Genomic DNA, 21,175 nt, shown 5'->3' with positions numbered 1-21,175 from the left:
GGAGTGTCTGTGTATGTGTCAGTCGCGGGGGGTCAGCAGCCGCTCTGCGCTGGCGATGCCGAGGATGCCGCCCGCGAGCAGCAGGCCGGCTCGCGAGAGGTTACCTTGCTCGAGGGCGTTGGCGACCCCGAGGCCGGTGGCGGTGGCAATCCCCCCCTGCAGGGCATGGCGCAGCACCTTGCGCCGGGAGCGTTTACCCGGTTTGGCGCCGCTTTGCAGTGCGCTGAGCAGCCCCCCTGCCACGGCGCCCCGGGCGAAGTGATTGGCGAGCTCGCGATTGTCGGTGGTCATGCCTTGGGCTCCTCGGGCGCTTCTTGCTCGGCCACCCCCTCGGCGTCCGGTGCGGGGGCCTGTGGCTCGCTCAACTGCTGGCGCAACCTGGCGGAGGAGTGCTCCAGGCTGGTGAGTCCGGCGATGGACACCTGGCGCAGGGAGTCTTTGGCCTTGTGAAGGGATACGGCGGGGCGGGTGCGCTGCAATGTGCGCACGGCCAAGGCACCGGCGATGGCGCCGACGATCAACGGGATCATGATATGGCTCCTTGTGAATGGGATCGCCGCGGCTGGGCGGGATCAACCATGGGAAAAGGTCTGGACATGGTGCTCGATGCGATCCAGGGCCTGGTGGACCTGTTCACACTCTTTCCCCTCGACGAGGGACTCCCACAGGGGAGGGGTTATCTGGGCCGGGTCGTACTCCACCACGCAGGAGAGGGCGGCGGGGTTGACGCGAAGATCGCGAATGCCGGGCATGGTCTCAATCATCTGCTTGAGCTGTCCCATCTGGCCAAGCTGGCTCATTTCGGCACTGCCGAGGGCCCCCAGCTTGAGTTTGAAACGAACCCGGCCGGGGATGTGGTGGGCGATGGTCAGGTGGCGGGTCAGGGCCCGCAGCTGTTCAAGGCGTGTCATGCCGTACCTTTGCTCTGCTTAATGGAAAACGTTGCGACGATGGATGGCCAGATGCACCGACAGGGCCGCGACGAACAGCCAGCCGGTGGCGGCGTGCAGGCGCTTGTGGCCGGCGTAGACCAGGGCAATGGAGAGCGGCAGGGCTACCATGGCGGTTATCTTGGCCCCCCGGTTGGCGCGTCTGCGCCAGGCCGCCTTGTGGGGACGCAGTGAGGTTCGTCGCCGTGGTGGTGCAACAGTCGGGGTCTGCGTCGACACCGGCTCAGCCTCGCCCTCAAGGCAGAGGGCCCGGATGCGGGACTCCATCTCGGACTGGGAACAGTGCGCCGTGGCGTATTGCACGATGAGGCTGAGGGCCGCCCGGTTGAGGCGGGCGCTCTGCACCCCGGGCCAGCTGGCCACTTCTGTCTGCCAGCGGGTCAATTGGGCAGGATCCGCGCTGCCCTGTCTGATGCGAAGTCGTCCCGCTACCGAGGCGACCAGCCGGGTCTGTGTGGTGCTCACAACCATGACTCCCTGAAGGGTGAGATGGGTGCACTATCTGCCTCTTGTCATGACAAGGTTTTGATCTTCATCAGACAAGTGATGATTGACTCCCGGTTTTTGGGCGCGGGGAGGAGGGGGCGATACAGAGAGTGGCTGATACAAGAGGGGGGTTAACAAAATAAACAGCCCCCGCAGGGCGGGGGCCAATAAACAGAAGGGAGAGCCGCTATCGATCAGGCGGGTTGCGGGGCGCTTTCCCCCTGATAGACGGGGTAGTCGGTGAGGCCGTGCTCGGCGCCGCCAAACAGGGTGGCCGGATCATGGGGCGCCCAGGGGTAGCCGTGGCGCAGCCGATTCGGCAGATCGGGGTTGGCCACGAAGGGGCGGCCAAAGCCAATCATGTCTGCCCAGCCCGCAGCGAGGGCGGCCCGCGCCCGCGCGCCATCGTATTTGCCGGCGTAAATGAGGGTGTTGGGGAAGGCATCCCGCAGCCCCTGCTTGAAGTTCTCCGGCATCAGGGGAGCATCGTCCCAGTCCGCTTCGGCAATGTGCAGATAGGTGACATCGAGCGTCCCCAGCAGGCGGGCGGCGGCCAGATAGGTCTGCTCCGGATTGGCATCCACGGTGCCATTCAGGGTGGTGAGGGGGGCCAGACGCACGCCGACCCGATCCGCCCCGATCTCGGCGCTCACCGCCTCGACCACCTCTTTCAAGAAGCGCAGCCGGTTCTCGAGGGAGCCGCCGTAGTTGTCGGTACGGGCATTGGACTCGGAATCCAGGAACTGGTTGATGAGATAGCCGTTGGCGGCGTGCAGCTCGATGCCGTCAAACCCCGCCTCCATGGCGTTGCGGGCGGCGCGGCGGAACTGGCCCACCACGGTGTCGATGTCGGCCTGGGTCATGGCGCGGGGCAGGGTGGTTTCCACAAACCCCGGGGCGTCGCTGCCGTTGTCCACGAAGACCTTGACCCCTTCGGCCTTGATGGCTGACGCCGAAATGGGCTGGGCGCCGCCGATGTTGTCCGGATGAGTGACCCGGCCCACGTGCCAGAGCTGGGAGAAGATGGTGCCACCCTTGGCATGGACGGCGTCCGTTACCAGCTTCCAGCCGGCGACCTGCTCGGCGCTATGGATGCCCGGGGTCCAGGCATAGCCTTTGCCGAGGGGATCGATCTGGGTGCCTTCGCTCACGATGAGACCGGCGTCGGCCCGCTGGCCGTAGTAGGTGGCCATCATGGCGTTGGCCACGTCTCCGGGCTGGCTGGCACGGGAGCGGGTCATGGGGGGCATGACGATACGGTTGTTCAGGTGCAGTTGGCCGAGGCGCAGGGGGCAGAACAGGTTGTCGTGGCTCATCTTGAATTCCTCATCGGGTGATGGTGCTGACTCTATCCCCCGCCTGCATTGAGAAAAAGAGGGGTAATCACAGAAGAGAATTGCAACTTGTGCAGCAATGGCGATGGGAGGCCAAAAAAAAGAGGGCCGACTGGCCCCCTGGTTTGATTCATTGGCATCCATTCACGCCCATGGCGTGGCCTGGCGTCAGGGCTGCAGCGCCCAGATCCTCACTCGCTCGATGCGTCGCTCGTTCACCGCCAGCACCTCGAAGTGATGCCCGCCCAGTTGCAACTGCTGGCCCTGCTCCGGCAGACTGCCGAAGTGGGAGAGCAGCATGCCCGCCAGGGTCACGTACTCATCGCTCTCGCTCACCAGACCGTCGCAATCCAGTGCCTGCTCCACCTGATGGATGTTGGTGCTGCCGTTGATAAGCCAGCCTTCCCCATCGCGGACCACGTCCGGGGTTTCGTCCTCATCCGGCAGCTCGCCGACGATGGCCTCCAGCAGATCGTGGGTGGTCACCAACCCCTGAATGACGCCGAATTCGTCCGTTACCAGGATGAGACTGCCCCTGGCCTGACGCAGCTCCGCCAGCAATCGGATCACGTTGATGGTCTGGGGCACGATGACGGGGTCGTTCTGCTTGGCGAGTGCGTGCAGAGACTGCCCCTCGTTCAGGGCGAACAGCAGGTCACGTGCCTTGACCACCCCGATGAGGTCATCCAGCCCGCCGTCACAGACCGGGAACAGGCTGTGAGGCTCCCGTTGCAGCAGGGCGCGGATCTCGTCCGGGCTGTCATTGACGTCGATCCAGGCCATCTCGGATCGCGGCGTCATGATGGTGCGGATGGATCGCTCGGCGAGAGACAGCACGCCGCTCACCATGTTGCGCTCCTCCTCGCCAAAGCCGGGGGGCAGGGGCTGTTCCTGCTCCTCGTCTTCATCCAGTTCCTGAGATGCACTGCGCTTGCTGCCTCCCATCATCTGGAAGATGGCGGCCGTGGTGCGTTCACGCAGGGGAAGCCGGGATGCGTGGCGACGGGCGCTGCGCTGGGCCAACTGGTTGAAGAACTCGATGAGCACCGAGAAACCGATGGCGGCGTAGAGGTAGCCCTTGGGAATATGGAAGCCAAACCCTTCCGCCACCAGGCTGAAACCTATCATCAGCAGGAAGCTCAGACAGAGCACCACCACGGTCGGGTGGGCGTTGACGAAGCGGGTCAGGGGCTTGGAGGCGAGCACCATCACCACCATGGCGATGGTCACCGCCGCCATCATGACCCCCAGGTGATCCACCATGCCGACGGCGGTGATGATGGAGTCCAGAGAGAAGACGGCATCCAGCACCAGGATCTGGGCGATCACCACGCCAAAGCCCGCGTAGACGCCGACCTGGCCCTGGACCTCGGGTTTGGCCTCGAGGCGCTCGTGCAGTTCGGTGGTGGCCTTGAACAGCAGGAACAGGCCACCCCCCATCAGGATGAGATCCCGACCGGAGAAGGCGAAATCGCCAAGGTGCAGCAAGGGAGTGGTGAGGGTGACCAGCCAGGACATGATGCTGAGCAGCCCAAGGCGCATCAGCAGTGCCAGGGAGAGGCCGATGATGCGGGCCTTGTCCCGTTGGGCAGGGGGGAGCTTCTTCACCAGGATGGCGATGAAGACCAGGTTGTCGATCCCGAGGACTATCTCCAGGATGATCAGGGTAAACAGACCCACCAGCAGGGCGGGATCCAGCAAGAATTCCATGTTGACCTCTAATAAAAACGAACGGCGTGGGTATCAGACACGGCAAAGGACCGTGACAAGGTTAGGCACAGTGGTCGTTCAGAGGCGCGGATTGAGCAGGTAAAGACAAGACGTGATGGGTATATACGAAGGGCGACTTCGGGGGTTGTCCATGATGGGCAATAAAACCTCGGTTAAAAGTGAGCCCTGATGATAACGGTTGTCATTGATTTGGCAATAGCGGCGTTATGAAGATGTGATGACAGCAAATGGCCGGGGAGAGTGGCAAGGGAGGCGGCGACCGCCTCCCTGTTTGTCTGCCGGTGTCGGCGGGCTGTTACAGCCAGCGTTTCTCGCGGGTGAAGCAGACCGACAGCCAGGCGTCCCCCAGGGTGTCGCCGAGGCGGGACCAGAGCTCCTGGCGCAGGGCATCCTGGCGCTCGATGGGCCACTCCTGGCCCGGGGCCACCAGGATGTTGAGTTCGAGATCGAAGCGGCGGCCACTTTTCGCCAAGTGGCTGTAGCACTCGACCCCGTGGCGCTGGCGCAGGGCCTCTATCTCGCTGGCCACCAGCCGGGAGACATCCCCCTTGGGGGCGATTTTCAGCACTTCCCGCAGGTTGCGGCCGAGAACCTTGATGGGGATCAGGGTGGCGCACAGGGCCAGCAGGGTGACCAGCACGGGATCTATGTAGCGGTTGTACTGGCCATAGCCGATGGCATCGAGGCCGATGGCCACCAGAAAACCGATGAGCAGGGTGACGCTGAGCAGGGTATCGACCAGCCACTCCTTGGAGTCGACCCGCACCAGTTCGGAATTGATCCGTTCGGCCACCGCAGACTCGACCTTGTAGATAATGGCGCAGAAGAAGGTGCAGACGGCGGCATAGATGAGGGCGTGACCGAGGTCTATCTCCCGCCCGCCGCTCATCAGGGAGCTGATGCCGCTGTGCAGGGCGCCAAGACAGAGCAGCAGTATGATGGTGCCGTTGATGACGTTGGTGATGGGCTCGAAATGGGCGTAGCCATATTGGAAGCGGGCATCGGAGGGGCGGGTGACCAGGTAGGCGGTGATGAGTCCAAGGCCCGTCATGCCCATGCTGAACAGGGTGAAGATGCCATCGAGCATGATGGCGTTGGAACCGACGAACAGGCCATAGCCGATCCCGAATAGGGCGAAGCCGATGCAGCCGAACAGCGACAGGGTCAGCGCCTGTTTTTCGGTGCGAATAAGCGTACTGATAACATGGCTGTAATGAGCCATAAATGTCCTCCTTTCAAATGGTGAAGATTGAGCGCGCAAGCGGTTTTCTAGCTGATATACTGCCCGCTCACATGTGAGCGGACCGGCCAAGGCAGCCCGAGAGAGGCGAGCCAGGCGGTCGTTGTCGCCGGCACTCCGGCATCAAGCAAAGGAAGGGAACAAGGATTCATGATCCCGAGACTCGATTACCAGGACAGTTTGTCATCCACAACTCTGCAGTTCCTCGATGTATTGGGACGCAGCGCATTTCGTGGTGATATCGAAAAGTCTTATGCAAGCCGGTTGGCGATGGCGACGGATAACAGCGTCTATCAGGTTATTCCAGAGGCGGTCCTCTATCCGCGCAGTGCGGATGATATTGCGGTGATGCTCAGGTTGGCCCAGGAGAGCGCCTACGCCAGCTTGAGTTTCTTCCCTCGCGGCGGCGGCACCGGCACCAATGGCCAGTCTCTGGGCGGCGGCATTATCGTCGATCTCTCTCGCCATATGAACCAGATCATGGAAATTAATCTGGAAGCGGGCTGGGTGCGTGCCCAGGCCGGGGTGGTGAAGGATCAGCTCAACGCCTATCTCAAGCCTCACGGCTACTTCTTCTCGCCGGATCTCTCCACCTCCAACCGCGCCACCTTAGGGGGCATGGTCAATACCGATGCGTCCGGTCAGGGGTCGCTGGTCTACGGCAAGACCTCGGATCACGTGCTGGGCCTCAAGGCGGTGCTGGAGAACGGCGACCTCATGAGCACAGAGCCGGTCAATGGCGAGCGCCTCGCGGACAAGCTGGCGCTAAAGAGCCGGGAAGGGGAGATCTACCGCACCCTCTATCGCATCGGACGCGAGCGGCGCGCCGACATCGAGGCGACTTTCCCCAAGCTCAACCGCTTCCTCACCGGTTACGATCTCAAGCATCTCTATACGCCCGACAGCGACACCCTGGATGTGAGTCGGGTGTTGTGCGGCTCGGAAGGGTCGCTGGGCTTCATCACCGAGGCCCGCCTCAACATCACCCCCATTCCGCGCTACCGCACCCTGGTCAACGTCAAGTACGACAGCTTCCCGTCCGCGCTTCGCAATGCCCCCTTCATGGTGGAGGCGCACGCCTTGTCGGTGGAGACGGTGGACTCCCGGGTGCTGGGGCTGGCCCGGGCCGACATCATCTGGCACTCGGTCAAGGAGTTCATCCAGGAGGTGCCGGGCAAGGATCTGCAGGGGCTCAATATCGTCGAGTTTGCGGACACCGATGAAACCGAGCACCAGGCCAAGGTGGCGGAGCTGTGCCGCCGCATCGACGGATTGCTGGCGAACGGGGAGGCGGGGGTCATCGGTTATCAGGTGTGCAGTCACCTGCCGAGCATCGAGACCATCTACGCCATGCGCAAGAAGTCGGTGGGGCTGCTCGGCAACGCCGAGGGGCGCAAGAAGCCGGTGGCCTTCACCGAAGACACCGCCGTGCCACCGGAATCCTTGGCCGACTTCATCATGGAGTTTCGTGCCCTGCTGGACGATCACGGCCTCGATTACGGCATGTTCGGCCACGTGGATGCCGGTGTCCTGCACGTGCGCCCGGCGCTGGATTTGTGCGATCCCGAACAAGAGGTGCTGCTGCGGCGCATCTCGGATCAGGTAGTGGCGCTCACCGCCAAATACGGCGGCCTGATGTGGGGGGAGCACGGCAAGGGGTTCAGATCCGAATACAGTCCCGCCTTCTTCGGCGAGCTGTGGGAGGAGTTGCAGCGGGTGAAGGGGGCCTTCGATCCCCAGAACCGCATCAACCCCGGCAAGATCTGCATGCCCTATGGCAGCGGCGCCGAGCTGGTGTCGGTGGATGGGCCCAAGCGCGGCAAGTTCGACCGCCAGATCCCCATCGCCGTGCGGGAAAGCTACACCCGGGCGCTGGATTGCAACGGCAACGGTCTGTGCTTCACCTTCGAGACCGACTCCCCCATGTGCCCCTCGGTCAAGATAAGCCGCGACCGTCGCCACTCGCCGAAAGGGCGGGCAGGCTTGATGCGCGAATGGCTGCGCCAGCTGGCAGAGCAGGGATTCGATCCCTTGAGCGAAGAGATTGAGCTGCAAAGCGGCGGTCTGCGCATCAAATCCATCGTCGACAAGGTGCGCAACACCCTGGCCCGCGCCCGCGGCCAGTATGACTTCTCCCACGAGGTGATGGAGGCGATGGAGGGGTGTCTGGCTTGCAAGGCCTGCACCAGCCAGTGTCCCATCAAGGTGGATGTGCCCACCTTCCGTGCCCGCTTCATGCAGCTCTATCACAGCCGCTACCTGCGCGGCCCCAAAGATTACTTCGTCGGCACCGTCGAAAGCTACGCGCCGCTCCTGGCCAAGGCCCCCAAGCTGGTCAACTTCTTCCTGGAGAAGGAGTGGGCCCAGAAGGCGACCGAGAAGAGCATCGGCATGGTGGACGTGCCCCTGCTCTCGGTGCCTACCCTGGCCGAGTCTCTTCGCGATCACCGTGCCCGCTATTTCGATCTGGCGGGACTCGAGGCCATGGGCCCCGAACAGCGTCAAAAAGTGGTTCTTATCGTACAAGACCCCTTCACCAGTTATTACGACGCGCCCGTGGTGCGAGATCTGGTGAAACTCGCGAGCAAACTCGGACTTCAGCCCTATTTGCTGCCGTTCAAACCCAACGGCAAGCCCCAGCATGTGAAGGGCTTCCTGCGTGCTTTCGCCCGCACCGCGGCCAGCAGTGCCCAGTTCCTCAACAAGGTGGCGGGACTCGGCATCCCCATGGTGGGGGTGGATCCCTCTCTGGTGCTCTGTTACCGGGACGAATATGTGAAGGCACTCGGCCCCGCCCGTGGGGACTTCCAGGTGATGCTGCCCCAGGAGTGGCTGCTCTCCTTGCCGGTAGAGAGCCTGCCCGCGGCCGAGGTCAAAGAGGAGGCTGCGGAGCCCTGGTATCTGTTTGCCCACTGCACCGAGAAGACCGCCAAGCCCTCGACTCACGGCGACTGGGGCACCCTGTTCAGCCGCTTCGGTGCCAGGTTGCAGCCGGTCTCGGTCGGTTGCTGCGGCATGGCGGGTACCTATGGTCACGATGCCAAACAGGTGGAGAACTCCAGGGGCATTTATGGCCTCAGCTGGGCGGAGCCGCTGGCGCGCCTGCCGAAGGAGCGCTGCCTCGCCACCGGTTATTCCTGCCGCAGTCAGGTCAAACGGATGGAAGGGGAGAAGCTCAAGCATCCGGTGCAGGCCTTGCTGGAACTGCTCTGATGCTGCGCCTCCCCAAGCGGTTTCGGGTGCCGCAGGCGTATCGGCGCCCGAACCTGCTGTTGTTGCCGGTGAGCCCGACTCAGGCGGTGGTGGAGTTCGTCGCCATCCTGCGCGAGCGCGAACAGCTGCATCAGTTGTTTCGCCCGGACGATCTCTGGCCGTCGGCCAGCTTCAGCCTGAGCCAGCACGAGGCGGATCTGGAGTGGCAGCGTTCGGAGTTTCTGGCCAAGCGCTCCTTCGCCTATGGCCTCTGGAGCCCGGAGCGGGAGCCCGCGTTTTGGGGGGGCGTCTATCTCTATCCCTCGGTGCTGCCGGAGGTGGAGGTGGAGATCTTCTTCTGGAAGGTGGCCGGGGCGCCGCTGACCGATGCCGAACTCGAGGACGAGCTGCGCGACTGGCTGGGGAAGGTCTGGCAGTGGCGAGCGCCTTGCCTGCCGGGACGGGAGATCCCCTGGGATGCGTGGCCGGGGGTCACCTACCCTTGGTGAACCCGGGCAGCATCCTGCCGAGTCCTGCCTGTCTCAAGATGCCCCGATAGCGGGGCATTTTGTTGTCCCGCTTTTGCGCTTTACGCGGCAGTTTTGATATCGTCAGTGGCAAGCCATTGATCATGTTCGTTAATTCATAAGGAGTCTGCTTGTCATGAGTCAAGAGAACGCCCCCATCTGGCGCAAGCCCATGAGCCTCGAGGGGCTCAACGCCAGCTCCCGCAATACCCTGATGGCCCACCTCGATATCCACTACACCGCCTTCGGCCCCGACTGGCTGGAAGCCACCATGCCGGTGGATCACCGCACTCATCAGCCGCTCGGCATGCTGCACGGGGGCGCCTCCGTGGTGCTGGCGGAGACGCTGGGATCCTTGGCGGCCAACATGGCGGTGGGGGCGGAGTACTACTGTGTCGGATTGGAGGTCAATGCCAATCATCTGCGGGCCAAGCGGGAAGGGGTGGTGACCGGGCGCTGTTCCCCCCTGCATCTGGGGGCCAGCACCCAGGTGTGGCAGATAGAGATCCGCGACGAGCGTGGTCGTTTATTGTGCACCAGCCGACTCACCATGGCGGCGCTCAGGCACAAGCAGGACAAGGGATCCGGCGAGAAGTGATCGGCAATAACGCACCATGAGCGAAAAATAAGCAAGCCATAGTCGCGAGATCCCTCTATAATTGCCAACGTCTTGAGAGGCTTATCACATTTTTCAAGACAGCAGAACAAAGTGGCGCTATAATCGCCGCCTTTTGCTATTCCGCGGTGTTAGCCGCCTGCCTTAATCTGGAAGAATCTATGTCTGATACCGAACAACTGCCCCTTTTTAGTGAGCTTGGACTGGCCGCGCCTGTATTGAAAGCGCTGCAGGACGTGGGCTATGAGCGCCCGTCTCCCATCCAGGCCGCAGCAATCCCCCACCTGATGGCGGGACACGATCTGCTGGGGCAGGCACAAACCGGTACAGGGAAGACCGCTGCTTTTGCCTTGCCTCTGTTGTCTCGTCTGGAAGCTGGTAACCGTAACACCCAGATCCTGGTGCTGGCGCCGACTCGCGAACTGGCTCTGCAGGTGGCTGAAGCGTGCCAACGCTACGCTCACCACATGCCCGATTTCCACGTGCTGCCCATCTACGGCGGCGCCTCCTACGAAACCCAGACCCGCGCCCTGCGCCGTGGTGCCCAGGTTGTCGTCGGTACCCCGGGCCGCGTGATGGATCTGATCCGTCGCAAGAACCTGGATCTCTCCGGTCTGAAAGCCCTGGTGCTGGATGAAGCGGACGAAATGCTGCGCATGGGCTTCATCGACGACGTGGACTGGATCATGGATCAGTGCCCGGCCGGTCGTCAGGTTGCCCTCTTCTCCGCCACCATGCCGGAGCAGATCCGCCGCGTGGCCCAGAAGCACCTGAAGCAGCCCAAAGAGATCAAGATCGCCTCCAAGACAGCCACTGCCACCACCATCCGTCAGCGTTACTGGCAGGTGACCGGTCTGCACAAGCTGGACGCCATGACCCGCCTGCTGGAAGTGGAGCCATACGAGGCCCTTCTGGTCTTCGTGCGCACCAAGAACGCCGCCGAAGAGCTGGCCGGCAAGCTGGCCGCCCGTGGCCATGCCTGTGAAGCCCTGCACGGCGACATCCCGCAGAAGCTGCGTGAGCGTACCGTCGACAAGCTGCGCCAAGGCCAGCTGGACATCCTGATCGCCACCGACGTGGTCGCCCGTGGTCTGGACGTCGAGCGCATCACCCACGTGGTGAACTACGACATTCCGTACGATACCGAATCCTACGTTCACCGTATCGGCCGTACCGGTCGTGCCGGCCGCAAGGGTGAGGCCATCCTGTTCGTGGCGCCGCGTGAGCGCCGCATGCTGCGTGCCATCGAGCACGCCACTCGTCAGGCCATCGAACCGATGAAGATGCCGAGCACCGAGGACATCAACCAGCACCGTCTGGCCAAGTTCAAGGAGCGCATCCGCGAGACCATGATGGGTGAGGAGCTCGAGATCTACCACAACCTGGTGAACGAGCTGATCCAGGAAGACTCCGCCGATCCGCTGGAACTGGCTGCCGCACTGGCCAAGCTGGTGCAGGGTGACCAACCGCTGCTGCTGGATGACTCCATCCCGGATCCCCTGTTCAGCAACAACAATGATCGCGGCAACTTCGAGCGTCGTGACTTCAACGACCGTGGCCCCCGTGATTTCGGTGACCGTGGCGATCGTCCGGCCCGTCGCATGCCGTCCCTGGAGCCGCGTCCGCTCAAGGACAACCCGGACGTGGAGATGGAGCGCTATCGCGTCGACGTGGGTGCCCATCACGGCGTCAAGCCGGGCCAGATCGTGGGTGCCATCGCCAACGAAGCGAACATCGAGAGCCGTTTCATCGGCAACATCGACATCGCCGATGACTTCTCCACCGTCGATCTGCCCAAGGGCATGAGCGCCGAGGTGCTGGAAGTGATCAAGAAGGCCCGTGTCTGCCAGCGTCCGCTGCAGATCGCGCGCTACACCGAGGTGCCGGCCGGTGGCAACACCAGCAGCCGTCCGCCCCGTGGCGACCGTCCCTTCAACAAGGAGCGCACCTTCAACAAGGATCGCCGCCCCCAGGGTGACCGTCCCTTCAACAAGGATCGCCGTGAAGGTGGCTTCGACAAGGGTCGCAAGTTCGGCGGCAAACGCCGCGACAGCTAAACCCGGATCGCACTGATAAAAGACCGCTCATCGAGCGGTCTTTTTTATGGTCGTCGATCAGGCGAAGTACCCAGCTTCGCTGTGGGCGACAGAGCGGCTTGGCGGCAGGACATTGCGAGCTGGCTTGTGCGGGTGGCACGGTGCTAACGTGTGCCGACATCGTGCAATGGAGTGGTGAAGGGGGACAGATGGACAGACTGGGGGCGATGGAGGTGTTCGTGCTGGCGGTGGAGACGGGCTCCTTTTCGGCGGTCGCAAGGCGTCTGGGGCTCGGCCAGCCGGCCGTGTCCAAGCAGATCGCCCAGCTGGAGGCACGCCTTGGGAGCCCGCTGCTGCTGCGCTCGACCCGCGGCCTGACTCCGACCGAGGCGGGGGAGGCTTACTACCTGAATGCGAAACGCATCCTGGTTGAGGTGGAGGAGGCGGAAGCTCAGGTAGGGCAGTGCCGCACCGGCCTCACTGGGCGCCTGCGCATCTCTGCCCCCGTTACCTTCGCCCGGTTGCACCTCATTCCTCATCTGCCCGCTTTTATGGCGGCGCATCCCGAACTGGAACTCGAGATCCTGCTGGATGATGACAACCTGGATCTCATCGCGGCGGGCATCGATGTGGCCCTGCGGCTCGGCCCCCAACCCGACTCCGCCCTGGTGGCCCGCCACCTCGCGCACTGTGCCCGGGTGGTGGTGGGAACACCCGCCTGTCTCGCCGCGGCGGGTCGGCCGCAGTCTCCCGGTGATCTGCAGGGGCAGGCGCTGGTGATCTACAGTCCGAGGCCCGGTCTTGGGCACTCCTGGTCATTCAGCCGGGGGGATGAGCGGGTCGACATAGCGGCCCGTGGCCGGATCATGGTCTCCGCCGCCGAGGGAATGCGCGCCGCGGTGCTGGCCGGGATTGGGCTTGGCATCAGCTCCGAGTGGATGTTTGCCCCCGAACTGGCCAGCGGGGAGGTGGTGAGACTCTTGCCGGAGTGGCAGTTGCCGAGGCTGGATCTCTGGGCCCTGTTGCCTGCGGGGCGAGGGCCCAGTGCCAAGGCGAGTGCCTGGCTGGCCTTCGTGAGCGGCCTGCCCGGGTTGCAAGCGGCGCGGACCCATTCCCCGGCGGAATAACCGTTATGGCGTGGGGACGGCTACTGCCGTCCCGGCTCCGGGGGTAGTCTCTTCATCCAGCCCGGCCTGTTGCCGGCGCCTTGCATCAATGAGGATGGCATCATGACATCACCGAGCGTCTCCCCAACGGCGGCCCAGCCTGCCAGGGCGCTGACCCCCACATTCATCTTCGCCATGGCGCTCTGCTGCGGTCTGGCGGTCGCCAACATCTATTACAACCAGCCCATGCTGGCGGTGATGGCACGGGATTTCCCCGGCCATTCAGCCATTCCTCTCATCGCCGTACTGACCCAACTCGGCTATGCCCTCGGCCTCTTGCTGCTGGTGCCCCTTGGCGATGTGCTGGTTCGGCGCTGGCTCATCGTCGGGCAGTTCGTCCTCATCGCCCTTGCCTCTTTGCTGGCGGCCCTGGCCCAGGGGACCACCATGTTGATGCTGGCCTCGGTACTGCTCGGCATCGGGGCAACGGCGGCCCAGCAGATTGTGCCCGTCGCGGCGACGCTGGCGGATCCCGCACGGCGCGGCGCCGTGGTGGGCACTGTGATGAGCGGTCTGCTCGGTGGCATCCTGCTCAGCCGCACCCTGGCGGGTGTTGTCACTGCCTATGCGGGCTGGCGCACCATGTTCTGGCTCGGTATTCCGCTGGCGCTGCTGGGGGCCCTGCTGATGGCACGCACCATCCCCCTCCAGTTGCCGCGCGTCACCCTCACCTATGGGGCCTTACTGCGCTCTCTCGTCACCCTCTGGCGGGAGGAGCCGGCTCTGCGCCGTGCCGCGCTGACACAGGGGCTGTTGTTTGGCTCCTTCAGCGCCTTCTGGACCGTGCTGGCGCTCTATCTGGCGCACTCCTCCTATCGGCTCGGAGCACAGTGGGCCGGCCTGTTCGGGGTGATAGGGGTGGTCGGTGTCCTCGCGGCCCCCCTGGCCGGGCGGCTGGCGGATCGGCAGGGGGCCAGGCCCGTGGTGTTGAGCGGGGCCCTGATGGTGGTACTGGCCTGGATAGTGTTCGAAACCTGGCACAGCCTGATCGGATTGGCGGTGGGCGTCATCTTGCTGGATCTGGGGGTGCAGAGCGCGCTCATCGCCCATCAGCAGCTCATCTATGGATTGAGGGAGGTGGCGAGGGGGCGGGTCAATACCCTCTTCATGGGGGCCATGTTCCTTGGGGGGACGCTGGGTTCCAGCCTCGCCATGCTGGCCTGGCAGAAGGGAGAATGGTCCGGGGTGGGGATGGTCGGACTGCTGCTGGCCTTGCTGGCCCTCATCGGCGGGCTGACGGGCCGGGGTCGCCAGCGGGTATCCGAACCTGCCTGAGCATGGCCGAACATGAGAGAGGCGACCCTGGGGTCGCCTCTTGCATTGCATTCATCTGTGTTGCCAATTGCGTGCTTAGAGCACCATGGCGGCAATCCAGCCGAAGATGATGAGCGGGATGTTGTAGTGGATGAAGGTGGGCACCACGCTGTCCCAAATATGATCGTGCTGACCGTCGGCGTTGAGGCCGGAAGTGGGGCCGAGCGTCGAGTCCGAGGCGGGGGAGCCTGCATCCCCCAGGGCACCGGCAGCCCCCACCAGGGCGATGGTCGCCATGGGGGAGAAACCCAGATGGATGCACAGGGGCACATAGATGGTGGCGATGATGGGCACGGTGGAGAAGGAGGAACCAATCCCCATGGTGATGAGCAGCCCCACCAGCAGCATCAGGAAGGCCGCCATCCCCTTGTGGCCGGCCATCATGCCGGAGACCGCCTGCACCAGGCTATCCACCCCGTGGGTCTCCTTCATCACGGCGGCGAAGCCGGCGGCGGAGATCATGATGAAGCCGATGAGGGACATCATGCGCACCCCCTGAGTGAAGGCATCCTGGCTCTCGCGGAACTTGATGACGCCGCCACAGGTGAAGATGACGAAGCCTGCCAGCGCGCCCAACACGATGCTGTTGGTCATCAGCTGCAACCCCAGCGCCACGGCGATGGCCAGCAGGGCGACCCAGATGTGGTTGAGGTTGAGTTGCACGGTTTCCGGCTCGGCGGAGAGGATCTTCTCCAGATCATACTGGCGCGGCTTGCGGTAGGTGAAGAAGACCGCGATGAGCAGGCCGATGAACATGCCAAACACCGGGATCGCCATGGCCATGGGCAGCTGGCTGTGCTCCACCGGAACCCCGTTGTCGATCAGGTTCTTGGCCAGGATGTTGTTCAGGAAGATGCCACCAAAACCCACTGGCAGCAGCATGTAGGTCGCGGTCAGGCCGAAGGTGATGACGCAGGCCACCTGGCGACGGTCAATCTGCATCTGGGCCATGACGTGCAGCAGCGGCGGGATCAGGATGGGGATGAAGGCGATGTGCACCGGGATCAGGTTCTGGGAGGAGATGGATACCCCCAGCACAGAGGCGAGCAGCAGGCTCTTGACCCAGAGGATGCGGGAGGAGCTGGCATCCTTGCCGAGTTGGCTGATCACCTTGCGGGCCAGCAGATCCGTGATGCCGGAGCGGGAGATGGCGACCGCAAAGGCGCCCAGCATGGCGTAGGAGAGGGCGATCTCGGCGCCGCCACCCAGGCCACCGGTGAAGGTGCTGAGGGTCTGCTCGAGTGAGAGGCCGCCGATGAGGCCGCCGACGATGGCACCGATGGCGAGGGAGACCACCACATTGATCCGCAGCAGGCTGAGCACCAGCATCAGCGCTACCGCGATAACAACAGGATTCATTTGCTTTCCTTATGGTATGTGTTGCTGTCTGTCTTCTGAAAGGCCGTTAGTTTGCGAAAAATGTGACAAATGTCGAGAAAAAAATCAGCTAAAACCGCTTGTCGGCAGCATCTTGTGACACAAAGTTGATCGAAACCGGGATTTGTCTCCACCTTGGCACAAGAGCCCTGCCTCGCGGGCTGCTGGCCCAACCAGCCGGGCCGGTACGGGACTGAAAACAATCAGGCTGCCACTGGGCAGCCTGATTGTCTGGATGCATATCCATTCATTACTCGGCGTCGTCCGCCGTGTCATCCACCTCGGCGGGGGGCCAGCCCCCCAGGCTCTTCCAGCGATTGACGATGTAGCAGAAGAGATCCGTGGTGCGCTCGGTGTCATAGAGGGCGGAGTGCGCCTCTTTGTTGTCAAAGGGGATCTTGGCGCTCTGGCATGCCTTGGCCAGCACCGTCTGACCCAGGGCCAGGCCCGAGAGGGCGGCGGTGTCAAAGGTGGCGAAGGGGTGGAATGGATTGCGCTTGAGGCCGGCCCGCTCGGCGGCGGCGGTCACGAAGCCGTGATCGAAAGTGGCGTTGTGGGCCACGATGATGGCACGGCCGCAATCCTGCTCCTTCATGCCCTTGCGCACTCCCTTGAAGATCTCGGTCAACGCCTCTTTCTCGCTGACGGCACCCCGCAGTGGATTGAAGGGATCGATGCCGGTGAACTCCAGCGCGGCCTTTTCCAGATTGGCGCCCTCGAAGGGTTCGACGTGGAAATGGAAGATCTGATCGGGCACCAGCCAGCCTTGCTCATCCATCTTGAGGGTATGAGCGGCTATCTCCAGCAGGGCATCGGTACGGGCATTGAACCCGGCGGTTTCAACATCGATGACGACGGGGTAAAAGCCACGAAAGCGGCCCTTGAGGGTGTGAACGGCGTCGGTCATGGTATCTCGGTCGGCGTGAATGTAAGGGCGCATTATGGCAAAAAAGCCGGCCCTTGTCCCTCCTGAGCAAGGCGTTTCTCCCGGGGCAGCCCGATGAGTGCGGTCGCTTATTGAGCACTCTCTTTGTCCGCTGCGTTTAGTTGCTAAAGCTTGCCTGACCCCTGCCGATAGTTAATCCGAGATCGTATGGAGGACAAGCCGTTGAATGCTTGGGTGTTAGGGTTGGTCAGCATATCCGTGAGTATGCAGTTGCAGGCGGGGGTCACCGAATTTGGTGCCGGCCTGGATCAATCCGTCTGGCGCTTGACCTCCGACTCCCAGGTGGAGTGCCGCCTCGAGCATCCCATACCCCGCTGGGGCACGGGGGCTTTCGTGAGTCGCGCCGGCCGCAAGATCAATCTGGATTTCGAGCTGAAGGGGCAGCGTCCCCAGGCCCGCACCCAGACGGTCTCTCTGGGGATCATGCCACCCAGCTGGCGCCCCGGCGTGGCGGGCAGGCAGATAAGCCAACTGCAGTTTTATCAGCAGTTTGACGGCCTGGTGGCCGGTCAGACCGCCTGGACCATGCTCGATGAGCTCGAAGGGGGCCGCATGCCAACCTTCCAGTATCGAGACTGGTATCGCCAGGACAGGCCGGTGCGGGTCTCTCTCTCTTCGGTCAATTTCCGGGTCAAGTATCAGGCCTTCATGGATTGCCTGACCGGCCTCTTGCCCTACAACTTCAACGACATCGCCTTCAGCGTGCTCTCTTATGACAAGAACAGCGATCAGCTATCGCCCGCATCCAGGCGTCGACTGGCGATGATCAGCGAGTATGTGAAGGCAGACAAGAGCATCGATGTGGTGGTGATCGACGCCTATAGCGATAGCTATGGCGGCCGCTGGCCGAACCAGAAGCTCTCCGAGAAGCGGGCCGATGCCATCAAGCAGGTGTTCGTGGATCTGGGGATTGAGGCGGGCAAGATCTCGGTGGAAGGCCATGGCGAGAAGCAACACGTGGCTTCCAATGAGACGGAAGGGGGCCGGGCCAAGAACCGGCGTGTGGTGATCAACATGGGACGCAATGGCACCATCTGATTGGGCAGTGATTTTCACTGCCTTTTTAAGTCATGGATGTGGGTTGTGCTGTTCTATTCGGCAGGGTGTTGATTCATGCTGCCATTCGGGGCCCAGGACGCGGATCTCGCCATTCGACAAGCGCCATTTGTTCCCACTTCCTGCCGCTGAGACATAAAAAATGCCAGTCGGCGGAACCGACTGGCATTTTTCACAATGGTGCGGGCTTATTTGGCCAGAGATTCCGGCAGGTGCTCGCGGATCTTGCCGAGCATCTCTTTGAGGACGCGCGGGTTGGCGACAACCAGGTTGCCGGAGTTTTCGTAGTTGTGACCACCCACGAAGTCGGTGACGATGGCGCCCGCTTCCTTGGCCAGCAGCTCACCGGCTGCGGTTTCCCACGGCTTCAGACCGATTTCCCAGAAGCCGTCGATGCGACCGGCAGCCACATAGGCCAGATCCAGGGCCGGGGAGCCGGCACGACGGATGTCGGCACACTCGATGAACATGCTCTGGAACATCTTCAGGTAGGGCTCGATGTGGTGCTTCTGCTTGAACGGGAAGCCGGTCGCCAGCACGGTGCCAGCCATCTCGCGGGCCTTGCCCACACGGATGCGGTAGCCGTTCAGCTGGGCGCCGTTACCGCGGGTGGCGGTGAAGAGTTCGTCGCGAATGGGGTCGTAGACCACGGCTTGTTCGGTCTTGCCTTTCACGCGCAGGGCGATGGAAACGGCAAAGTGCGGAATGCCTTTGACCAGGTTGGTCGTGCCATCCAGTGGGTCGATGATCCATTGGTAATCCGGATTGGTACCGGCAATCTCACCAGACTCTTCAGACACGATGCTGTGTTCCGGGTAAGATTTTTTGATGGTATGAATGATGGCCGCTTCGGCGTCGCGGTCAACGTTGGTCACGAAGTCATTGCTGCCTTTTTGCATGGCCTCGATGTTCTCGGGCTGGGAGAAGGCTTTTACTACAACTTGACCGGCGTTGCGCGCAGCGCGCACGGCGATATTCAGCATCGGATGCATAGGTTCACCACTGGATGTTAAAGAACGGGGGATAAAAGGACGCGATATCTTACCAAGATATTCTGGAATGGCAACCATTGCCAACGGCAATCATCAGATTAATAACTGCCAGATCTGGCGGTTCCAATAAAGGCCCGTCATGAGCTAGTCTTATCGCGACAGCCGAACACAGGCTGTGGTGAGCATAGGGAAATGAACCATGAATCTGTCATTAGTCAGTCAAAAACCGTTAGCCGCAACAGCACAGGGAGTGCTGGCCGCATTGCGCGCCTCTAATGGATTTGATCATTACTTCAATGAAGTACGTGTGGCACAACCTGGTCAGTGGCAGCCGGGGGCCCAGGAAGTGGCCATCCTGCTGCTGGAGGAGGGGGACGCGGTCTGGCCCGCATTCAGCTGGCCGGGGGACAGCCATGCCGGCCTCGGACTGCCAGTCTTGCCGCTGCTGGTGCACAAGCGCAGTGAGGGGGCCCCCCTGACCGGACCGGATGTGCGGGATCCGCACCTCTACTTTGTCTCCAACGGCATCATGCTGGATGAAGCCGATCTCGCGGATCCCGCCTGTAGTCGCGTCCTGCAGAGCAAGCTCGAATCCTACTTCCCGCTGCTTGCCCGCCTCAGCCTGCTCCGTCAGCGCCAGCCCCAGGGGCTGTGCAACTGATCTCCCCCTCCTGGTGGACTGTTCAAACGGCGCAATATTTGTCATAAGGAACAGGGAAAGGTTTTAAGACAAAGCTAATGCACAAAACCCCTGTGAGTACTTAGCTCACAGGGGTTTTTTATGCCTGGTGTTGATGTGTGATTCCATATGAGTACAATTGAGAGGGTTCTACAGAAGGGATAAATCATGGTTTACGATAGAAATAGTCCAGAGCGTATTGAAAATGGTTTATATGAAATTGGTGGAGTGCTTTGGTATAGCATCTGGACATTTAAGAATAAGTTAGGAATTGTTCCAAACAACAACAGTGCAAATCTAAAAGATGCAATAGATATATCTAGTGCTTTTAATGATGACCATATAACAATCATTCCTGATATCGGTAACTTCGGACATGTTAAAGGTTTCAGGGAACAGAATCTGAAAGATTTTTACAGAGTGGAATGATTAGCCACTAAAAGAAAAGGCTCCATCAGGAGCCTTCTTTTTTATTCATATTTTCTAAAGTACTAGCAAGACGAACTAAGCTAAGGTTCAGTTCGTTCAAAGTCTGGTTCAACTTCTCTAACTGTCCATCGGTCTTATCTTGTGCTTTTTCTAGTACATCTATCCTAGAATCTACCTTTAGTTCATTCTTCTCTAATGTAATTAGTTTATCTTGGTAGATGTTTAGCCTAATCTCGTGTTGTCCAACTTGGGTATATGCAACATAGCAAGCACCGAAGATGCTTAACACTAAGATGACGGCCTTTAGGTCTAAAAAACCCTTCAATTTCTCAAGCATAGTACTTACCCAATCACCCGAATCCGACCATACACAAGTACAACAGTATCATTGTTACTATCTAGTCCTGTGACTTTGAATTCATGATCACCTTTAGTAAATCCACTAGTGTTAGATATAAGTAGCTCTATGTGTTCATCCGTTGCTGTTACTGTCATTCTGTTTTTACCCGCCCAGAATGAACCATTGTTAGCTATAGTCAGAAAATCTTGTAGGTCTTCCCTTGGTATTCGTTTTCGAAAAGTACCACCACTCACGATGGTGTATGTTTCTTGTTTCATTTATAGTTCCTTTTTAATAATTGTTATTCGACTATATTTGTATTTAGACTATCGAGTTAATGTAAGAAGAAGCTCATATATAACTGCACCACCATTAGTATTTGAGAACTGATAGAGTGCTTGTACTGATGTTCCTGCGGTGTAGTTATAGGCACCCCGCATTGTGGTATCAGGTAGAAACCAAGTACTAGGGGAGCAATTGCTATAACCCACGGCACCAGAACTTGTGATAATCCGGCACCATGGGATCCCCGTGAAGATTTTCTTGTTGTAATATCTCTCTGTTGTTCCAATCTGACCGTTGTAGTGCTGCCACACGGAACCCGCTTCTGATACATGGATCCAAGAGTATGAGTTAGCTATTCGACAGGTGATCGATTGTGTTAGTCCATCAACCCGAGTGATTGCAGAGCGACCAGCTAGATCGCTCATCATACCCGTTGCGGGTAGTCCTGCTGCCGTTCGTATCGCTTGAGCATTTGTAGG

At 61.0% G+C, this 21,175-nt stretch carries 21 protein-coding genes; 9 read left to right on the top strand and 12 right to left on the bottom strand.

Annotation, left to right across the window (positions count from 1 at the left end):
* Positions 1-18 precede the first annotated feature (18 nt).
* The 7 genes from ABNP46_RS12735 to ABNP46_RS12705 all read right to left on the bottom strand — a co-directional run bounded on the left by ABNP46_RS12735 (position 19) and on the right by ABNP46_RS12705 (position 5,723).
* A complete protein-coding gene (locus ABNP46_RS12735) occupies positions 19-291 on the bottom strand; it encodes a hypothetical protein (RefSeq protein WP_349918243.1) in 273 nt (90 codons plus the stop codon).
* Positions 288-530 carry a hypothetical protein gene (locus tag ABNP46_RS12730; protein WP_349918242.1) on the bottom strand — a complete coding sequence of 81 codons (243 nt, stop codon included), beginning with the start codon at positions 528-530 and terminating at the stop codon, positions 288-290. The genes ABNP46_RS12735 and ABNP46_RS12730 overlap by 4 nt, the downstream gene beginning before the upstream one ends.
* Positions 531-572: 42 nt before the next feature.
* On the bottom strand, positions 573-911 hold the full coding sequence (locus tag ABNP46_RS12725; RefSeq protein ID WP_349918241.1) for a hypothetical protein: 339 nt from the start codon (positions 909-911) through the stop codon (positions 573-575).
* A gap of 18 nt (positions 912-929) precedes the next feature.
* The gene (locus ABNP46_RS12720; RefSeq protein WP_349918240.1) at positions 930-1,415 is read right to left on the bottom strand and encodes a hypothetical protein; all 486 of its coding nucleotides are present in this window, start codon (positions 1,413-1,415) and stop codon (positions 930-932) included.
* A 215-nt stretch (positions 1,416-1,630) separates the two neighbouring features.
* The gene (locus ABNP46_RS12715) at positions 1,631-2,752 is read right to left on the bottom strand and encodes an alkene reductase (RefSeq protein ID WP_349918239.1); all 1,122 of its coding nucleotides are present in this window, start codon (positions 2,750-2,752) and stop codon (positions 1,631-1,633) included.
* Between the two features lie 186 nt (positions 2,753-2,938).
* Positions 2,939-4,480, bottom strand: a complete 1,542-nt coding sequence (locus ABNP46_RS12710; protein ID WP_349918238.1) for a TerC family protein — start codon at positions 4,478-4,480, stop codon at positions 2,939-2,941.
* Between the two features lie 316 nt (positions 4,481-4,796).
* Positions 4,797-5,723 carry a cation diffusion facilitator family transporter gene (locus ABNP46_RS12705; protein ID WP_349918237.1) on the bottom strand — a complete coding sequence of 309 codons (927 nt, stop codon included), beginning with the start codon at positions 5,721-5,723 and terminating at the stop codon, positions 4,797-4,799.
* Positions 5,724-5,891: 168 nt separating this feature from the next.
* Here ABNP46_RS12705 and ydiJ point away from each other — a divergent pair, with 168 nt between their 5' ends.
* The 6 genes from ydiJ to ABNP46_RS12675 all read left to right on the top strand — a co-directional run bounded on the left by ydiJ (position 5,892) and on the right by ABNP46_RS12675 (position 14,553).
* Positions 5,892-8,954, top strand: coding sequence for a D-2-hydroxyglutarate dehydrogenase YdiJ (gene ydiJ, locus ABNP46_RS12700; protein WP_349918235.1), 3,063 nt, complete (start codon positions 5,892-5,894; stop codon positions 8,952-8,954).
* The gene (locus ABNP46_RS12695) at positions 8,954-9,442 is read left to right on the top strand and encodes a hypothetical protein (protein WP_349918234.1); all 489 of its coding nucleotides are present in this window, start codon (positions 8,954-8,956) and stop codon (positions 9,440-9,442) included. Before ydiJ ends, ABNP46_RS12695 begins: the two co-directional genes overlap by 1 nt.
* A gap of 154 nt (positions 9,443-9,596) precedes the next feature.
* A complete protein-coding gene (locus ABNP46_RS12690) occupies positions 9,597-10,058 on the top strand; it encodes a hotdog fold thioesterase (protein ID WP_349918232.1) in 462 nt (153 codons plus the stop codon).
* 179 nt (positions 10,059-10,237) lie between these two features.
* Positions 10,238-12,133: a DEAD/DEAH box helicase gene (locus ABNP46_RS12685; protein ID WP_349918230.1), complete on the top strand. Its 1,896-nt coding sequence runs from the start codon at positions 10,238-10,240 to the stop codon at positions 12,131-12,133.
* Positions 12,134-12,321: 188 nt separating this feature from the next.
* Positions 12,322-13,239, top strand: a complete 918-nt coding sequence (locus ABNP46_RS12680) for a LysR family transcriptional regulator (protein ID WP_349918229.1) — start codon at positions 12,322-12,324, stop codon at positions 13,237-13,239.
* 102 nt (positions 13,240-13,341) lie between these two features.
* Positions 13,342-14,553, top strand: a complete 1,212-nt coding sequence (locus ABNP46_RS12675; protein WP_349918228.1) for an MFS transporter — start codon at positions 13,342-13,344, stop codon at positions 14,551-14,553.
* 75 nt (positions 14,554-14,628) lie between these two features.
* Here ABNP46_RS12675 and ABNP46_RS12670 read toward each other — a convergent pair whose 3' ends face one another.
* Complete coding sequence (locus ABNP46_RS12670) at positions 14,629-15,951, bottom strand: Na+/H+ antiporter family protein (RefSeq protein ID WP_349918227.1); 1,323 nt, start codon at positions 15,949-15,951, stop codon at positions 14,629-14,631.
* A 268-nt stretch (positions 15,952-16,219) separates the two neighbouring features.
* Entirely contained in the window at positions 16,220-16,876 is a 657-nt protein-coding gene (gene rnt / locus ABNP46_RS12665) for a ribonuclease T (protein ID WP_349918226.1), read from the bottom strand.
* Between the two features lie 201 nt (positions 16,877-17,077).
* Here rnt and ABNP46_RS12660 point away from each other — a divergent pair, with 201 nt between their 5' ends.
* The gene (locus tag ABNP46_RS12660) at positions 17,078-17,953 is read left to right on the top strand and encodes a flagellar protein MotY (protein ID WP_349918225.1); all 876 of its coding nucleotides are present in this window, start codon (positions 17,078-17,080) and stop codon (positions 17,951-17,953) included.
* A 206-nt stretch (positions 17,954-18,159) separates the two neighbouring features.
* Here ABNP46_RS12660 and suhB read toward each other — a convergent pair whose 3' ends face one another.
* A complete protein-coding gene (gene suhB, locus ABNP46_RS12655) occupies positions 18,160-18,963 on the bottom strand; it encodes an inositol-1-monophosphatase (protein ID WP_349918224.1) in 804 nt (267 codons plus the stop codon).
* A 199-nt stretch (positions 18,964-19,162) separates the two neighbouring features.
* On the opposite strand from suhB, the gene ABNP46_RS12650 reads away from it, so the two are divergent.
* Complete coding sequence (locus ABNP46_RS12650; RefSeq protein ID WP_349918223.1) at positions 19,163-19,624, top strand: hypothetical protein; 462 nt, start codon at positions 19,163-19,165, stop codon at positions 19,622-19,624.
* A gap of 186 nt (positions 19,625-19,810) precedes the next feature.
* Positions 19,811-20,071, top strand: a complete 261-nt coding sequence (locus ABNP46_RS12645) for a hypothetical protein (RefSeq protein WP_349918221.1) — start codon at positions 19,811-19,813, stop codon at positions 20,069-20,071.
* 25 nt (positions 20,072-20,096) lie between these two features.
* Here the strand turns inward: ABNP46_RS12645 and ABNP46_RS12640 are convergent, their stop codons facing one another.
* On the bottom strand, positions 20,097-20,408 hold the full coding sequence (locus ABNP46_RS12640; protein ID WP_349918220.1) for a hypothetical protein: 312 nt from the start codon (positions 20,406-20,408) through the stop codon (positions 20,097-20,099).
* Positions 20,409-20,413: 5 nt separating this feature from the next.
* Positions 20,414-20,689, bottom strand: coding sequence for a hypothetical protein (locus tag ABNP46_RS12635; RefSeq protein ID WP_349918218.1), 276 nt, complete (start codon positions 20,687-20,689; stop codon positions 20,414-20,416).
* Positions 20,690-21,175: the final 486 nt, after the last annotated feature.

It is taken from the genome of Aeromonas veronii (assembly GCF_040215105.1).
Lineage (GTDB): Bacteria > Pseudomonadota > Gammaproteobacteria > Enterobacterales > Aeromonadaceae > Aeromonas > Aeromonas veronii_G.
Note: the sequence above shows the minus strand (reverse complement) of the source record. Positions and strands in the feature narration are given on the sequence as shown.